This window comes from Massilia sp. YIM B02769, from assembly GCF_030411995.1.
Classification (GTDB): domain Bacteria; phylum Pseudomonadota; class Gammaproteobacteria; order Burkholderiales; family Burkholderiaceae_D; genus Telluria.
On the sequence record NZ_JASNRC010000006.1, the window covers coordinates 337583 to 350858 of the forward strand.

Consider the following 13276-nt stretch of genomic DNA (forward strand, 5'->3'; position numbering starts at 1 on the left):
CACCCCCACCGTACAGGATACGGCGCAACCGCCCGTCACATGCCCAACATGCTTACGCCGGGATTTCGGCGCGCGGCGCCGTCACGCTGCAGGGCAGCGCCAGGCTGAAGGTCGAGCCCTGCCCCGGCGTGCTGGTGACCGTCAGTTCGCCACCGTGGGCCACGGCCAGCTGGCGCGAGATGTACAGGCCCAGCCCCAGGCCCTTCGGCTCGCCGTTGCGGGTGCCGCGCTCGAAGGGCTGGAAGATGCGCTCGATGTCGTCCGGCGAAATCCCCTTGCCCTTGTCGGCCACGGCGATGCGCGCGCAGCTGCCGTCGACCTGCACGCTGACCTCGACGTTGCAGCCGCCGCCATAGCGCAGCGCATTCGTCAGCAGGTTGACGATCACCTGCTCGATGCGGAATTCGTCCCAGTGGCCGTACACCGGCTCGCGCGGCTGCAAGGTGATGGCGCAGCCGCTGGCGGCGGCCTGCAGCGACAAGTCGCTGACCACGCGTTCCAGCATGCCCATCAGCTCCACCGGCGCCGGGCGCACCGACAGCGTGCCGTTGCGCATGCGCGTCACGTCGAGCATGTCGTCGATCAGCCGGATCATGGCCTTGATCTGGCGTTCGTCGCGCTTGATCATCGCGCCCATCTGCTCGGCATTGAAGGCCTGCAGATTGCCGCGCTTCAGGTGCAGGGTGCGCATCTGGATTTCGAGGAACAGGGTATTTAATGGCGTGCGCAGCTCGTGGGCGACGAGCGACATGAATTCGTCGCGCATGCGCAGCGAACGTTGCAGCTCTGCCTGGGTCGCGTTCAGTTCCTGCAGCAGGACTTCCTGTTCGCGCCGGCTGCGTTCCAGCGCTTCCATCTGGCGCGCGACCTCGCGCCGCTGCTGGTCCAGGGCCACGAAGACGTTCACCTTGCCGCGCACCGCGTCCGGGTCGAGCGGCTTGTAGAGGAAGTCGACCGCCCCGCTTTCGTAGCCCTTGAAGGAGTAATTCAGCTCGCGCCCGGCGGCCGAGACGAACATGATCGGGATGTTGCGGGTGCGGGTGGTGGCCCGCATCATCTCGGCCAGCTCGAAGCCGTCCATGCCCGGCATCTGGACGTCGAGGATGGCGAGGGCGAATTCGTGTTCGAGCAGCAGGGCCAGCGCCTCCTCGCCGGAATGGGCGTGGAAGACGAGGCGGCGTTCGTCGCGGATCAGGGCATCGAGGGCGCGCAGGTTGTCCGGCAGGTCGTCGACGATTAGCAGTTTGCTTGGCTCTTGGAAGCTCATGGTGTTGTTGTCTCCAGCAGGGGCAGCAGCGCGCGGATGTCCGCGAGCGGCAGCACCAGGTGCGGGGCGCACAGGCTGATGGCCTTTTCGGGCATGGTCGCCGCCTGCGCTTCAATCGGGTCTTGCACAATGGTCAGGCCGCCGCGCTGCCTGATCCTTTGCATGCCTTCGGCGCCATCCGAATTGGCGCCGGTCAGCAAGATACCGGCCAGGGCCGGGCCATAGGCGTCGGCGGCCGACTCCATCAGCACGTCGATGGCCGGACGCGCATAGTGCACCGGCGGCTCGCAGCTGAGCGAAAATATGCGATCGGCCTCGATCGACAAATGGTAGCCGGCGCCGGCGAAATACAGCGTGCCCGGTTCCACGCTCGCCTTGTCGGTCGCTTCGCGCACCGGCAGGCCGAGGCGCGCGTCGAACAGCTCGGCCAGGCGGCTTTCGCGGTCGCTCGGCACATGCAGGATGCAGACGGCGGCCAGCGTCGGACTGGCCGGCAGCGCCGGCAGCAGTTCGACCAGGGCGTCGACGCCGCCGGCCGAGGCGCCGATCACGACGGCCTCGATGCGCCGTCCTGCCAGCACCTGCGCGAACCTGGCCGAGCGCTCGTTCATTCGGCCGCCTTGCGGAACAGGCGCTCGCGCCGCGCCAGCGGCTCGAAGCGGTGCGCGTAGTGCGAGAAGTCGATGCTTTCCTTGCTGCCCAGGCCGAGGAAGCCGCGGTGGCACAGCGACTCGTGGAACAGGCCCAGCACGCGGTTCTGCAGGCGCCGGTTAAAGTAGATCATCACGTTGCGGCAGCTGACGAAGTGGGTCTCCGAGAACACGCTGTCGGTGGCCAGCGAATGGTCGGCGAAGGTCACGTTCTCGACCAGCATGCGCTCGAACAGGGCGCCGCCGTAGGCTGCCGTGTAGTAGTCGGAAAAGGCGCGCTTGCCGCCCGACTTCTGGTAGTTCTCGGTGAACAGGCGCATGCGGTCCAGCGGGAACACGCCGCGCCGCGCCGCGTCCAGCGACACCGGGTTGATGTCGGTGGCATAGATCATGGTGCGCTCCAGCAGCCCCTCCTCGTGCAGCAGGATCGCCAGCGAATACACCTCTTCCCCGGTGCTGCAGCCGGCCACCCAGATTTTCAGCGACGGGTAAGTGCGCAGGTGCGGCACCACCTGGCTGCGGATCGCCGCGAAGTATTCCGGGTCGCGGAACATCTCGGACACGGGAATCGTCAGGTATTGCAGCAGCTGGGAAAACGCTTCCGGCTGGTGCAGCACCTTGGCCTGCAGTTCCGACACCGTGGCGCAGTCCATCTCGCGCAGGGCCACCAGCACGCGGCGCTTTTGCGAGGCGCCGGTATAGTCGCGGAAGTCGTAGTTGTACTTGAGGTAGACCGCCTCAACCAGCATCCGCAGTTCGATGTCGATGTTGTCCGGGGCAGTTTTCAAACGCGCTCCATCGTGGGCATCCAGACCCGCAGCAGCGAGTACAGGCGGGCCAGGTCGATCGGCTTGGCCAGGTAGTCATTGGCGCCGGCGGCCAGGCATTGCTCCTGGTCGTCCTTCATCGCCTTGGCGGTGATGGCGATGATCGGCAGGCGGTTGAAGCGGCCGTCCTTGCGGATGCGGCGCGTCGCTTCCAGGCCATCCATGCCCGGCATCATGACGTCCATCAGCACCAGGTCGATGCCCGGCAATTCGTCGAGCTTGGCAATCGCCTCGAAGCCATTCCTGCCGACTTCGACGTTGGCGCCGCGCTGCTCGAGCGCGGCGGTGAGCGCAAACACGTTGCGCACGTCGTCGTCGACCAGCAGGATTGTACGCCCTTCGAACACGCGGTCGCGTCCGCGCACGGTCTTCAGCATATGCTGGCGCTCGGTCGAGAGCTTCGACTCGACCTTGTGCAGGAACAGCGTCACTTCGTCGAGCAGGCGCTCGGGCGAACGCGCGCCCTTGATGATGATCGAGCGCGAATACTTCAGCAGTTCCGCCTCTTCGTCGCGCGTCAGGTTGCGGCCGGTGTACACGATCACCGGCGGGAACGAGAACAGCTCTTCCTGCGACATACGCTGCAGCAGCTCGTTGCCCTGCATGTCGGGGAGTTTGAGGTCGATGATCATGCAGTCGAAGATCTCGCTGTGCAGCAGGGCCAGGGCTTCCTCGCCCGAGCCGACCGCCGCGATCTGCACGTCGGCGTCGGCGATCAGGGCCACCACGCTGTCGCGCTGGCGCTCGTCGTCCTCGACCAGCAGCACGCGCTTGATCTTCTGCGAGGATTTCTCCTGCAACTTGCGGAACACCTCTTCCAGCTGTTCGCGCGAGGTCGGCTTCAGGGCATAGCCGATCGCGCCCAGGTGCAGGGCCTCGGTGCCGTTTTCCATGCTCGACACCACGTGCACCGGAATGTGGCGGGTGGCCGGGTTGTCCTTCAGCTGCTGCAGCACCGACAGGCCGGAGCCGTCCGGCAGGCGGATATCCAGCAGGATCGCGTCCGGGCTCTCGGCGGCGGCCAGTTCCAGGCCTTCGCCGGCGGTCAGCGCCACCAGGCAGCGGTATTCGAGGTCGTGCGCCAGGTCGTAGAGGATGCGCGCAAAGCCAGGCTCGTCCTCGACCACCAGCACGGTGCGGCGGCCGCCGGCATCCTGCTCGCGGTCGTCCGGGAAGCGTTCGGCAGGCGTCTGGGCGCTCTCCGCTGCCGGCGCCGGAACCGGCGCAGGGGCTGCGGCGCGTTCGATGCGCGGCTGCGGGGCGGGTGCGCGCGGGGCCGGCGGCGTGGCCGCGACCGCGCCGCTCTTCGGCAGGCTGAGGGTGAAGCTGCTGCCCTCGCCTGGGGTGCTGGTCACCACCAGGGTGCCGCCCAGCAGGCTCGTGAGGTCGCGCGAGATCGACAGGCCCAGGCCGGTGCCGCCGAAGCGGCGGCTGGTGGTGCCGTCGGCCTGGTGGAAGGCTTCGAAGATGCGTTCCTGCTGCTCGGGCGCGATGCCGATGCCGGAATCCTGCACCGTGAACTGGACCCAGCCCTCCTCGGTTGCGCTCACCGTCAGGCTGACCGCGCCCTGCTCGGTGAATTTCACGGCGTTCGAGAGCAGGTTCTTCAGCACCTGTTCCAGGCGCTGGCGGTCGGTATGGATCGAGGCCGGCACGTTCGGCTCGACCGTCACATTGAAGGTCAGGTTCTTCTGCTTGGCCAGCGGCTCGAAGGTGCGGCCCAGGCCCTCGACGGTGCGGCGCAGCGGCAGGTCTTCCGGCAGCAGTTCCAGCTTGCCGGCCTCGACCTTCGAGATATCGAGAATGTCGTTGATCAGGTTCAGCAGGTCGTTGCCGGCCGAATAAATCGTCTGGGCGAAGCGCACCTGCTCTTCGTTCAGGTTGCCCGGCACGTTGTCGGACAACAGCTTGGCCAAGATCAACGAGCTGTTCAGCGGCGTGCGCAGTTCGTGCGACATGTTGGCCAGGAACTCGGACTTGTAGCGGCTGGCGCGTTCCAGCTCCAGCGCGCGCGCGCGCAACTGCTCCTGGGCCTCGGTCAGCGCGGCGTTCTTCATGTCCAGGTTCAGCGCCTGCTCGGCCAGTTGGTCGTTGGTCTGTTCCAGCTCGGCCTGCTGGTTTTCCAGGCTCGACTGCGATTCTTCCAGCGCGCGCGATTGCTCTTCGAGTTCCTCGTTGGCGGTGCGNAGTTGGTCGTTGGTCTGTTCCAGCTCGGCCTGCTGGTTTTCCAGGCTCGACTGCGATTCTTCCAGCGCGCGCGATTGCTCTTCGAGTTCCTCGTTGGCGGTGCGCAGCTCTTCCTGCTGGACTTGCAGCTCCTCGTTCAGGGCTTGCGTTTCCGACAGGGCATCCTGCAGGCGCTGGCGATAGACCACGGCGGCCACCGAGGCGCCGACGTTGTCGGCGATCAGCTTCAGGAATTCGACGTCGCGGTCGCGGATACCGTGCAGGAAGCCGATCTCGATCACGCCTTTGACTTTACCGAAGTTGTTGATCGGCGCAATCACGACTTCGCGCGGCGCCGCGTCGCCCAGGCTGGAGGCCACCTTCATGTAGTCGTCGGGCAGGTTATCGATCGTGACCAGGCGGTTTTCGTTGGCGGCCTGGCTGGCCAGCGAAGCGCCCGGCTCGATGACCATGTTGCGCTCTTCCTCGTTCGAGAAGCCGAAGGCGCCAATGCGGCGCAGCACGCCGTCGTCGCTGCGCACGTACATGGCCGCCACGCTGCCGCCGACATAGCGCACCACGTGGTCGAGCACGGCCTGGGCCAGCGGCTCCAGGGAATGGATGCCGGCGCTGCGCGCGGACAGCTCGGTCTGGCCGGTACGCAGCCAGGCCTGGTGGCGCAGCTCGGCGTTGTGCTCGGCTTCGTGGTCCAGGATGTCGGAGTAGGATTTCGACAGACGCACCAGTTCGCGCCGGCCGAATGCGGCCATCATGCCGCCGACGACCAGGGTAAACAGCAGGTAGAAGCCGACCGACCAGGTGGTGACTGAGCGCGCATCCTCGTTGCGGGTCTGCAGCAGGGTGCGCTCCATGGCGGTAAAGGCGGCGAACTGGGCGCGCATGTCGTCGGTGAGGATCTTGCCGCGTCCGCTCTTGACGGAGTCGACCACATCCTCGTTGCGGCGGCGCCGTTCGATCATCTCGTCCGTGTACTTGACCCATTCGGCATGTGCCGCGCGCACCCGCTGCAGGCGCGTGGTCTGGGAATCGTTGTCGTTCACCATGCGCACCAGGGACTCGAGCTCGGCCTCGACCTTGGGCTTGGAGACCACATACGGGCCGAGGAAGCTTTCGTCGCCGGTGAGCAAATAGCCGCGCATGCCGGTTTCCATCTCGGACACGAGACGGTTGACCTCGGTGGCATTGCCGATCACCTGCTGCGAGTGCTCGACCCAGTTCAGCACGCTGATCAGGTAGGCAATGATCGCCACGAACACGCCGGCACTCAACACGCTCAGACCGAGCGGGAGCGCGACATTGCGCGTCAGGATACGACGAAACTGGGAATTATCGATGGAAGAGCCGGTCATTCGTTGCGATATTCTTAAGAAAAATATCCTAAGTTTAACGCAATTGCGAAATCGCTGATACGCTCAACCGTGCGCGGGCTTGTATCGCTTTGTATCCAGCACGATCGTGCTAATTATAGCAATCTTCTGCGAATCACTTCGGCAAGTAGGGTTGCAGATAAGGCGCGGTACGGCTGCGCGCCGCCCTGGCCACTTTCTCCGGCGGGCCGGCGCAGACGACCGTCCCGCCCTCGTCGCCAGCGCCGGGGCCGATGTCGATCACCCAGTCGCAGGCCGCCACCACGCGCATCGTGTGCTCGACCACCACCACCGTGTTGCCGGCATCAACCAGGCGCTGCAATTGCACGATCAGGCGGTCCACGTCGGACGGATGCAGGCCGGTGGTCGGCTCGTCCAGCACGTACAGGGTGTTGCCGCGTCCGGTGCGCTGCAGCTCGGTGGCCAGCTTGATGCGCTGGGCTTCGCCGCCCGACAGTTCCGTGGCCGGCTGGCCCAGGCGCAGGTAACCGAGGCCGACTTCGCGCAATACTTCCAGCGAACGCGCGACCAGGGCCTCGCCTTCGAAGAAGTCGTAGGCGGCGTCGACGGTCATGCCCAGCACTTCGGCGATGTTGCGGTCCTTGTAGGTCACTTCCAGCGTCTTGGCGTTGTAGCGCGCACCCTCGCACACCGGGCAAGGCGCGTACACGCTGGGCAGGAACAGCAGCTCGACCATCACCGAACCTTCGCCGGCGCAGTTCTCGCAGCGGCCCTTCGCGACATTGAAGGAGAAGCGGCCGGCATCGTAGCGGCGCGATTTCGCCATCTTGGTGGCGGCAAACAGTTTGCGCACCTGGTCGAACAGGCCGGTATAGGTGGCCAGGTTCGAGCGCGGCGTGCGGCCGATCGGCTTCTGGTCGACGCGCACCATGCGTTTGATCGACTCCATGCCGGCGGCGATCCGGCCTTCGAGCGGCAGCGCGGCTTCCTGCTCCAGCTCGTCGCCTTCCTCGGGTTCGGCGCCTGGTGCGCCCTGCCCCAGTTCCTTCGACACCAGCTCGACCAGCACCTGGCTGACCAGGCTCGATTTGCCGGAACCCGAGACGCCGGTCACGGCGGTCAAGACGCCGAGCGGGAAGTCGACGTCGAGCTTGTCCAGGTTGTTGCGGGTGACGCCTTCCAGGCGCAGCTGGCCGGCCGGCTCGCGGCGCGTGCGCGCCTCGGGTGGCGCATCGTCGAACAGGTAGCGTCGCGTCTGCGACGCCTCGACCTGCTTCAGGCCCTCGGGCGGGCCGCTGTACAGCACTTCGCCGCCGCGCTCGCCGGCGGCCGGGCCGACGTCGACGATCCAGTCGGCGCAGCGGATCACATCCAGCGCGTGCTCGACCACGAACATCGAGTTGCCCGAGGCTTTCAATTGGTCGAGCGCCGTGAGCAGCGCTTCGGTGTCGGCCGGGTGCAGGCCGGCCGAGGGTTCATCGAGCACATACACCACGCCGAACAGGTTCGAGCGCACCTGCGTGGCCAGGCGCAGTCGCTGCAGTTCCCCCGGCGACAGCGTCGGCGTGCTGCGCTCCAGCGCCAGGTAGCCCAAGCCCAGGGCCAGCAGCACGTCCAGGCGCGCGACCAGGTCTTCGGCGATGCGGCGCGTGACGATCAGCTGTTCGGGGTGCAGCTTGGCGCGGCGTGCATCCTTTGGCGCGTCGCCACGTGCATACGGCTGCAGCAGCGCGTGCAGGCGCGCCATCGGCATGCGCGAGATGTCGGTGATGTCGACGCCGGCAAAGGTGACGGACAGCGCTTCCTGGCGCAGGCGCTTGCCCCGGCACAGCGGGCACTCGGTGCTGACCATGTAGCGCGCCACGCGCTTTTTCATCGAGGCGCTTTCGGTGGTGGCGAAGGTCTGCATCACGTAGCGCTTCACGCCGGTGAAGGTGCCCTGGTAGCTCGGCGGGTCCTTGCGCTTCAGGGCGCGTTTGGTTTCCTCGGGCGTCAGGCCGGCGTAGACCGGGACGGTGGGCGTCTCGTCGGTGTACAGGATCCAGTCGCGGTCCTTCTTCGGCAAGTCGCGCCAGGGCGTGTCGACGTCGTAGCCCATGGTCACCAGGATGTCGCGCAGGTTCTGGCCGTGCCAGGCCGGCGGCCAGGCGGCAATCGCCCGCTCGCGGATGGTGAGCGAGTCGTCGGGCACCATCGAATGTTCGGTTACTTCGTACACGCGGCCCAGGCCCGAGCATTCGGGGCAGGCGCCTTCGGGCGTATTCGGGGAGAAGGACTCGGCGTACAGGAGTTCCTGGCCGTCGGGGTAATCGCCGGCGCGCGAGTACAGCATGCGCAGGGAGTTCGACAGGGTGCTCACGCTGCCGACCGAGGAGCGCGTGGTGGGCGAACCGCGCTGCTGCTGCAGGGCCACCGCCGGCGGCAGGCCGTCGATCTCGTCGACTTCGGGTACCGGCATCTGGTGGAACAGGCGGCGCGCATAGGGCGACACCGATTCCAGGTAGCGGCGCTGCGCTTCGGCGTACAGGGTGCCGAAAGCGAGCGAGGACTTGCCGGAGCCGGAGACGCCGGTGAACACCACCAGGGCGTCGCGCGGGATCTCGAGGCTGACGTTCTTCAGGTTGTGTTCGCGCGCGCCGCGCACGCGTACGTAGCCGGGGCGGCCCTGGCCGGATTGGGGGGTGGTGGCGGTCGTGGGGTCCTCGGCTTTCTTGCGCATCGCTGGTCGTCCGGTGATTCGTTGATGCCATTAAAACGCGCCAAGACGGGGAAGACGGTGCGGTGACACACGCTATGACGTCTCGCGACGGTTTTGCCGTTGTAGGGTGGGCACCTGTGCCCACGCGGTACGGCGGTCGCAGATGGCACGGCATGCATCGAACCGGCATGCCGGCGTTACGGGTTCCGGGTCAAGGCCGCGTTGACGCATCCGGTGAGACAGCGTGGGCACAGGTGCCCACCCTACGAACAACCTCTTCCATGCCAACGTCGCGTTCAAAATTCGAAGCCACTGCCCGGCACCTGGCCGGCAAGCCCTCGTCATCTAGCAGCTGCTCAAGACAACGCAGCAAGCGGCCCTGCGTCAGGCGCGTGGCCGGCAAACTCCGCCCCACGCCGAGCGCCGCGACCCGCGCCCCATTGTCGAACTGGTCGTGCGCCAGCGGCACCACCAGTTGCGGCGTGCCGGCATGCAGGGCTTCTGCCGTGGTCCCGATCCCGCCATGGTGCACCAGCACCGCCACATGCGGCAGCAGCGCGCGCAGCGGCACGTATTCCTGCCACAGCACATGGCGCGGCAGCTCGGCGGGCAACTGGTCCCGATGCGGCGTCAGGAAGATCGCGCGCTCGCCCAGCAGCCGCGAGGCCTCGACCGCGTGCGCAAAATACGCCCGCGCCTGGCGGTTGCCGGTGCCCGGCGTGAACACCAGCGTGCGCCCGCCCTGCCCCAGGAACTGGCGCAATTCGCTCGACAGTTCCGCATGCGGATTCGGGTCGAACAAGGGAAAACCCGTACGCAGCATCGGCTGCGGCCAGTCCGGCTGGGTCGGCGCAAACCATTCGGGGAACAGCCCGATCGACAGGTCGGGAATCGCAAAGATATGCTCCATCAACGACCCTGCCGGCGCCAGCCCGGCCGCGCGCCGCTTTGCATTCACGTCCGGCATCGCGACCGGATCGATCAGGTACCTGACGGCCGTGCGCCACAGCCAGCGCCGCATGCCGTGCGGCACCCAGCGCGGCACGCGGTAGGGGCCCAGCAGCAGCGGGTCGTACACGGTCGGGATATTCGAGGGCGCGAGGAACACGGCGGCAATGCGCAGGCCGGGCCGCGCGGCGCGGCACAGGTCCGCCTCGGGCAGCGCCAGCGGATGGCATACCATCGTGCATGGCGCATCCGGCGGCAGCGCCGCCATGAAGGCTGGCACCAGGGCCATGGCGGGCCGCGTCGCCGCCCACACCACGCCGAAGCCGCGCGTCGGGTGCCACAGGTCGGGGTGATCGAGCACCGCTTCGTCGGCCGGCAAGCCGTGGAAAGGCAGGCCGGCCTCGCGGACGTAAGGTCCGTGCTGGTCCGGCCCGAGGAAACTGACCTTGTGCCCCGCCTCGCGCAGGGCCAGGCCCATCTTCAGGAAGGGGAACAGGTCGCCGGCCGAGCCGATCGTCACCAGGACGATGTGACCGGCCGGGGCGTCCGGGGCGGGAGTGCGGGCGATGTCCACGTCCGGCGCTCCCGTGTCCGCCATTACGGAATCAGCCGCTCGGCGCGCAGGCGCGCGAACAGGTCGAAGAAGGACGCGTCGGTGGCTTGATAGGCGCTGAAGCCGAGGCGGCGGCTGTTGGCCATGTCGGTCATCACTTCCAGCGGACGGCCGAGATCCAGATCGGTATGCCAGGCCGAGGCCAGGCGCCCCAGGTCCGCTTCCGCCAGCTTGTATTTGGCGGCGATCGCGCGCCAGGTATCGCCGTCATTTGCCATCGCCGCTTCCAGCGGCTGCATCGTGCCGTTGAAGCCGGCCGCTTCCACGCCGAACCACTCGGCCAGCTTGGGCCACAGCCAGCTCCAGCGGAACACGTCGCCGTTGACGATGTTGAAGGCTTCGTTCTTGGCCGCATCGGTATCGGCGGCCCAGGCCAGCTGTTTCGCCAGCATGCGCGCGTCGGTCACGTCCGACAGCCCCTTCCACTGCGCTTCCGAACCCGGGAACTGGAAGGGACACCCGGTTTCCTTGCAGATGCTGGCGTAGACGGCGAGCGTGGTGCCCAGGTTCATCGCGTTGCCGACCGCCAGGCCGATGATGGTGTGCGGGCGGTGGATGCTCCAGGTGAAGCGGTCGCGCGCGGCGGCGGCATAGACTTCGTCCTCCTGGGCATAATAGAAATTTTCCAGCGGCAGGCGCGGCTGGCTTTCGCGCAGCGGCGTGTCGGGCAAGGTGCCCGAGCTGGCATAGGCCTCGAAGGGGCCGAGGTAGTGCTTCAGGCCGGTGACCAGGGCCACGTGGCGCAGGCTGTTCTGCGGCGACAGCGCGTCGAGCAGGTTGCGCACCAGGGCGGCGTTGACGCGGATGTTTTCCGCCTCGGTGTCCTGGCGCATCCAGGTGGTGATGAAGACGTGGGTCGGCGCGACGTCCTGCAATGCGCTGGCCAGGGCGGCCGGATCGAGCAGGTCGGCCGCGACGTGGCGCACGCCCGGCAAGTCCTTCGGTGCGCGGCGCGACAGGCCGACGACCTCCCAGCCGTTCGCAAGCAGTTCGCGTGCGAGGTGGTTGCCGCCGATGCCGGTGACGCCGGCAATCAAAGCTGTCCGTTTCATCTTTTCCCTTTCGCTACAAGTAAAGCCTATTCTACTTGGACAGGAAAAAGGACGTCGGCGCCGCCCGAATCGGCGCCGCGGACAGGTGGATCAGATGGCTGCCGGCAAGCCCTGGCTGTAGCGGTTCGGGCGGCCTTCCTGGGCCATGAACACGATCAGGATGATCCAGCCGACGAAGGGAACGAACCAGATCAGCTGCCACCAGCCGCTGCGGTCGGTATCGTGCAGGCGGCGGGAACCGGCGGCGAGTACGGGCAGGAGCGTGGCCAGGTTGAACAGGATACCGAGGGTGTTGCTGACGACATTCGCCGCCATGCCACCGAGGAACAGGAAAAGCATGAACCACCAGTATTCCGAGCGCACAGCGGTGCCCTCGAAGGTGGCGTATTTGTTGAAACAGGTTTTGATCGATTCGATGAACGTCATGCCGGCTCTTTCAAGTTAGCGAGTGCTAAGTACCCAACCGGAAATAAATGTGAGTTTTGGCAAACATAACCGGATGCGGTGCAAGGCGGCGAGTGTGCCGCAGTGCGAGCACTGCAAGCACGAGCCAACGCAGCAACGCGCCGGTTATGGCAGCCAAAAACACATTTATTTACGGGTGGGTACTTATGTGTTGATATATAGACCACGCTTACAGTATGTCATGCCGACAAGAATTGCGCTACAACAAGCTCAACTGGTATTGCGCGCGTAGCTGGCCGTCAGCATTTCCCATTGGTGGCCTTCCGGCTCGTTCCAGTAGATGCCGCGTCCGCCGTAGCTGGTGTCCACCTGGCGGTCCGCGGGTCCGCGTACGCTGCTGCGCCAGGCAATGCCGGCCGCCTCGATGCGTTGCAGAATGGCGTCGAATTCGGCGTCGCCGACCCGGAAACAGAAGTGCTCGACCGGGAATGGGCCTTCAGTCTGGATGAAGTCCAGCGTCAGGCCGCGGTTGATGTGCACCGGCGAAAACACGCCGAACTGCTCGGCTTCCCAGGGGACGTCGAGCAGTTGCGCGAGCAGGCGCGCCGCGGCATGGCGGTCGCGTGCGGAAACGATGAAGTGATCCAGCTCGATCATGTTTCCCCCTGCTCGCGGCGTGCCAGGTCTTACGGCAGCAGGCGCCCTTCGATGGAATCGTCGAGCGTCTTGCCGATGGCGGCGCCGACCAGCATCTTGGCGCCGGCCACGGCCTGGCCGTGCTTGTTGTCCCAGTAATAGCCGGCGCGCGGCGTCACGCCGATGACGGTGATGCGCGGGTCGTCCTCGCCTTCGGTGAACCAGGTCTTCAGGGTGAAGTCCCAGAGTTCCTTGATTTTCGCCTTGTCCTGTGAGACCGTCGCGACGCCGTCGAGTTCCAGGAAACCGGCATGCTTGTCGACCTGGAAGTAGAGTTTCACGCTCGGGTCGGCCTTCAGCTCGGCGTTCTTGTGGCTGTCGATGGCGCTCAGGAACCACAGGGTGCCGTCGTCGTCGGCCTGCAGCACGCTCATCGGACGCACGCCGCGGCTGTCGCCCAGGCTGCCGTGGGTGGAGAAGAAGCAGGTCTTGGCGTCGTCGGCCATTTCCTTGATGCGGGCACGGGCGTCGTTGCCGTGCAGGTCCTTGCGGTTCTGTTCGGGTTGCTGCTGGTTGATCGAATCCATGGGTTCTCCTTCGTTGGTAACGATGGGTCACTCTAGCTCGTCAACATGTTCCCGTATGTGCCCTGACTCACGCGGGCG

At 66.3% G+C, this 13276-nt stretch carries 10 protein-coding genes; all 10 read right to left on the minus strand.

Features of this window, described 5'->3' with window-relative positions:
• Positions 1 to 52 precede the first annotated feature (52 nt).
• The 10 genes from QPK31_RS12225 to QPK31_RS12270 all read right to left on the minus strand — a co-directional run bounded on the left by QPK31_RS12225 (position 53) and on the right by QPK31_RS12270 (position 13198).
• The gene (locus tag QPK31_RS12225; protein ID WP_290423204.1) at positions 53 to 1267 is read right to left on the minus strand and encodes a hybrid sensor histidine kinase/response regulator; all 1215 of its coding nucleotides are present in this window, start codon (positions 1265 to 1267) and stop codon (positions 53 to 55) included.
• Entirely contained in the window at positions 1264 to 1878 is a 615-nt protein-coding gene (locus QPK31_RS12230; protein WP_290423205.1) for a chemotaxis protein CheB, read from the minus strand. The genes QPK31_RS12225 and QPK31_RS12230 overlap by 4 nt, the downstream gene beginning before the upstream one ends.
• On the minus strand, positions 1875 to 2666 hold the full coding sequence (locus tag QPK31_RS12235) for a protein-glutamate O-methyltransferase CheR (protein ID WP_290423232.1): 792 nt from the start codon (positions 2664 to 2666) through the stop codon (positions 1875 to 1877). The genes QPK31_RS12230 and QPK31_RS12235 overlap by 4 nt, the downstream gene beginning before the upstream one ends.
• Positions 2667 to 2701: 35 nt before the next feature.
• A complete protein-coding gene (locus QPK31_RS12240) occupies positions 2702 to 6280 on the minus strand; it encodes a response regulator (protein WP_290423206.1) in 3579 nt (1192 codons plus the stop codon).
• A 133-nt stretch (positions 6281 to 6413) separates the two neighbouring features.
• Positions 6414 to 8978, minus strand: a complete 2565-nt coding sequence (gene uvrA, locus QPK31_RS12245; protein ID WP_290423207.1) for an excinuclease ABC subunit UvrA — start codon at positions 8976 to 8978, stop codon at positions 6414 to 6416.
• Between the two features lie 190 nt (positions 8979 to 9168).
• A complete protein-coding gene (locus QPK31_RS12250) occupies positions 9169 to 10479 on the minus strand; it encodes a glycosyltransferase (RefSeq protein ID WP_290423208.1) in 1311 nt (436 codons plus the stop codon).
• Positions 10480 to 10502: 23 nt separating this feature from the next.
• Positions 10503 to 11570, minus strand: a complete 1068-nt coding sequence (locus tag QPK31_RS12255; protein ID WP_290423209.1) for an SDR family oxidoreductase — start codon at positions 11568 to 11570, stop codon at positions 10503 to 10505.
• 90 nt (positions 11571 to 11660) lie between these two features.
• Positions 11661 to 11996 (minus strand): DUF805 domain-containing protein, encoded by a 336-nt coding sequence (locus QPK31_RS12260; RefSeq protein ID WP_290423210.1) that lies wholly within the window; start codon positions 11994 to 11996, stop codon positions 11661 to 11663.
• A 249-nt stretch (positions 11997 to 12245) separates the two neighbouring features.
• The gene (locus tag QPK31_RS12265; protein ID WP_290423211.1) at positions 12246 to 12632 is read right to left on the minus strand and encodes a VOC family protein; all 387 of its coding nucleotides are present in this window, start codon (positions 12630 to 12632) and stop codon (positions 12246 to 12248) included.
• A 29-nt stretch (positions 12633 to 12661) separates the two neighbouring features.
• Complete coding sequence (locus QPK31_RS12270; RefSeq protein ID WP_290423212.1) at positions 12662 to 13198, minus strand: pyridoxamine 5'-phosphate oxidase family protein; 537 nt, start codon at positions 13196 to 13198, stop codon at positions 12662 to 12664.
• Positions 13199 to 13276: the final 78 nt, after the last annotated feature.

What these genes read in the sequence shown, in the direction of transcription:
- QPK31_RS12225 (WP_290423204.1), bottom strand. Translation starts at nt 1,267, where the DNA reads ATGAGCTTCCAAGAGCCAAGCAAACTGCTAATCGTCGACGACCTGCCG.
- QPK31_RS12230 (WP_290423205.1), bottom strand. Translation starts at nt 1,878, where the DNA reads ATGAACGAGCGCTCGGCCAGGTTCGCGCAGGTGCTGGCAGGACGGCGC.
- QPK31_RS12235 (WP_290423232.1), bottom strand. Translation starts at nt 2,666, where the DNA reads ATGCTGGTTGAGGCGGTCTACCTCAAGTACAACTACGACTTCCGCGAC.
- uvrA (WP_290423207.1), bottom strand. Translation starts at nt 8,978, where the DNA reads ATGCGCAAGAAAGCCGAGGACCCCACGACCGCCACCACCCCCCAATCC.
- QPK31_RS12255 (WP_290423209.1), bottom strand. Translation starts at nt 11,570, where the DNA reads ATGAAACGGACAGCTTTGATTGCCGGCGTCACCGGCATCGGCGGCAAC.
- QPK31_RS12260 (WP_290423210.1), bottom strand. Translation starts at nt 11,996, where the DNA reads ATGACGTTCATCGAATCGATCAAAACCTGTTTCAACAAATACGCCACC.
- QPK31_RS12265 (WP_290423211.1), bottom strand. Translation starts at nt 12,632, where the DNA reads ATGATCGAGCTGGATCACTTCATCGTTTCCGCACGCGACCGCCATGCC.
- QPK31_RS12270 (WP_290423212.1), bottom strand. Translation starts at nt 13,198, where the DNA reads ATGGATTCGATCAACCAGCAGCAACCCGAACAGAACCGCAAGGACCTG.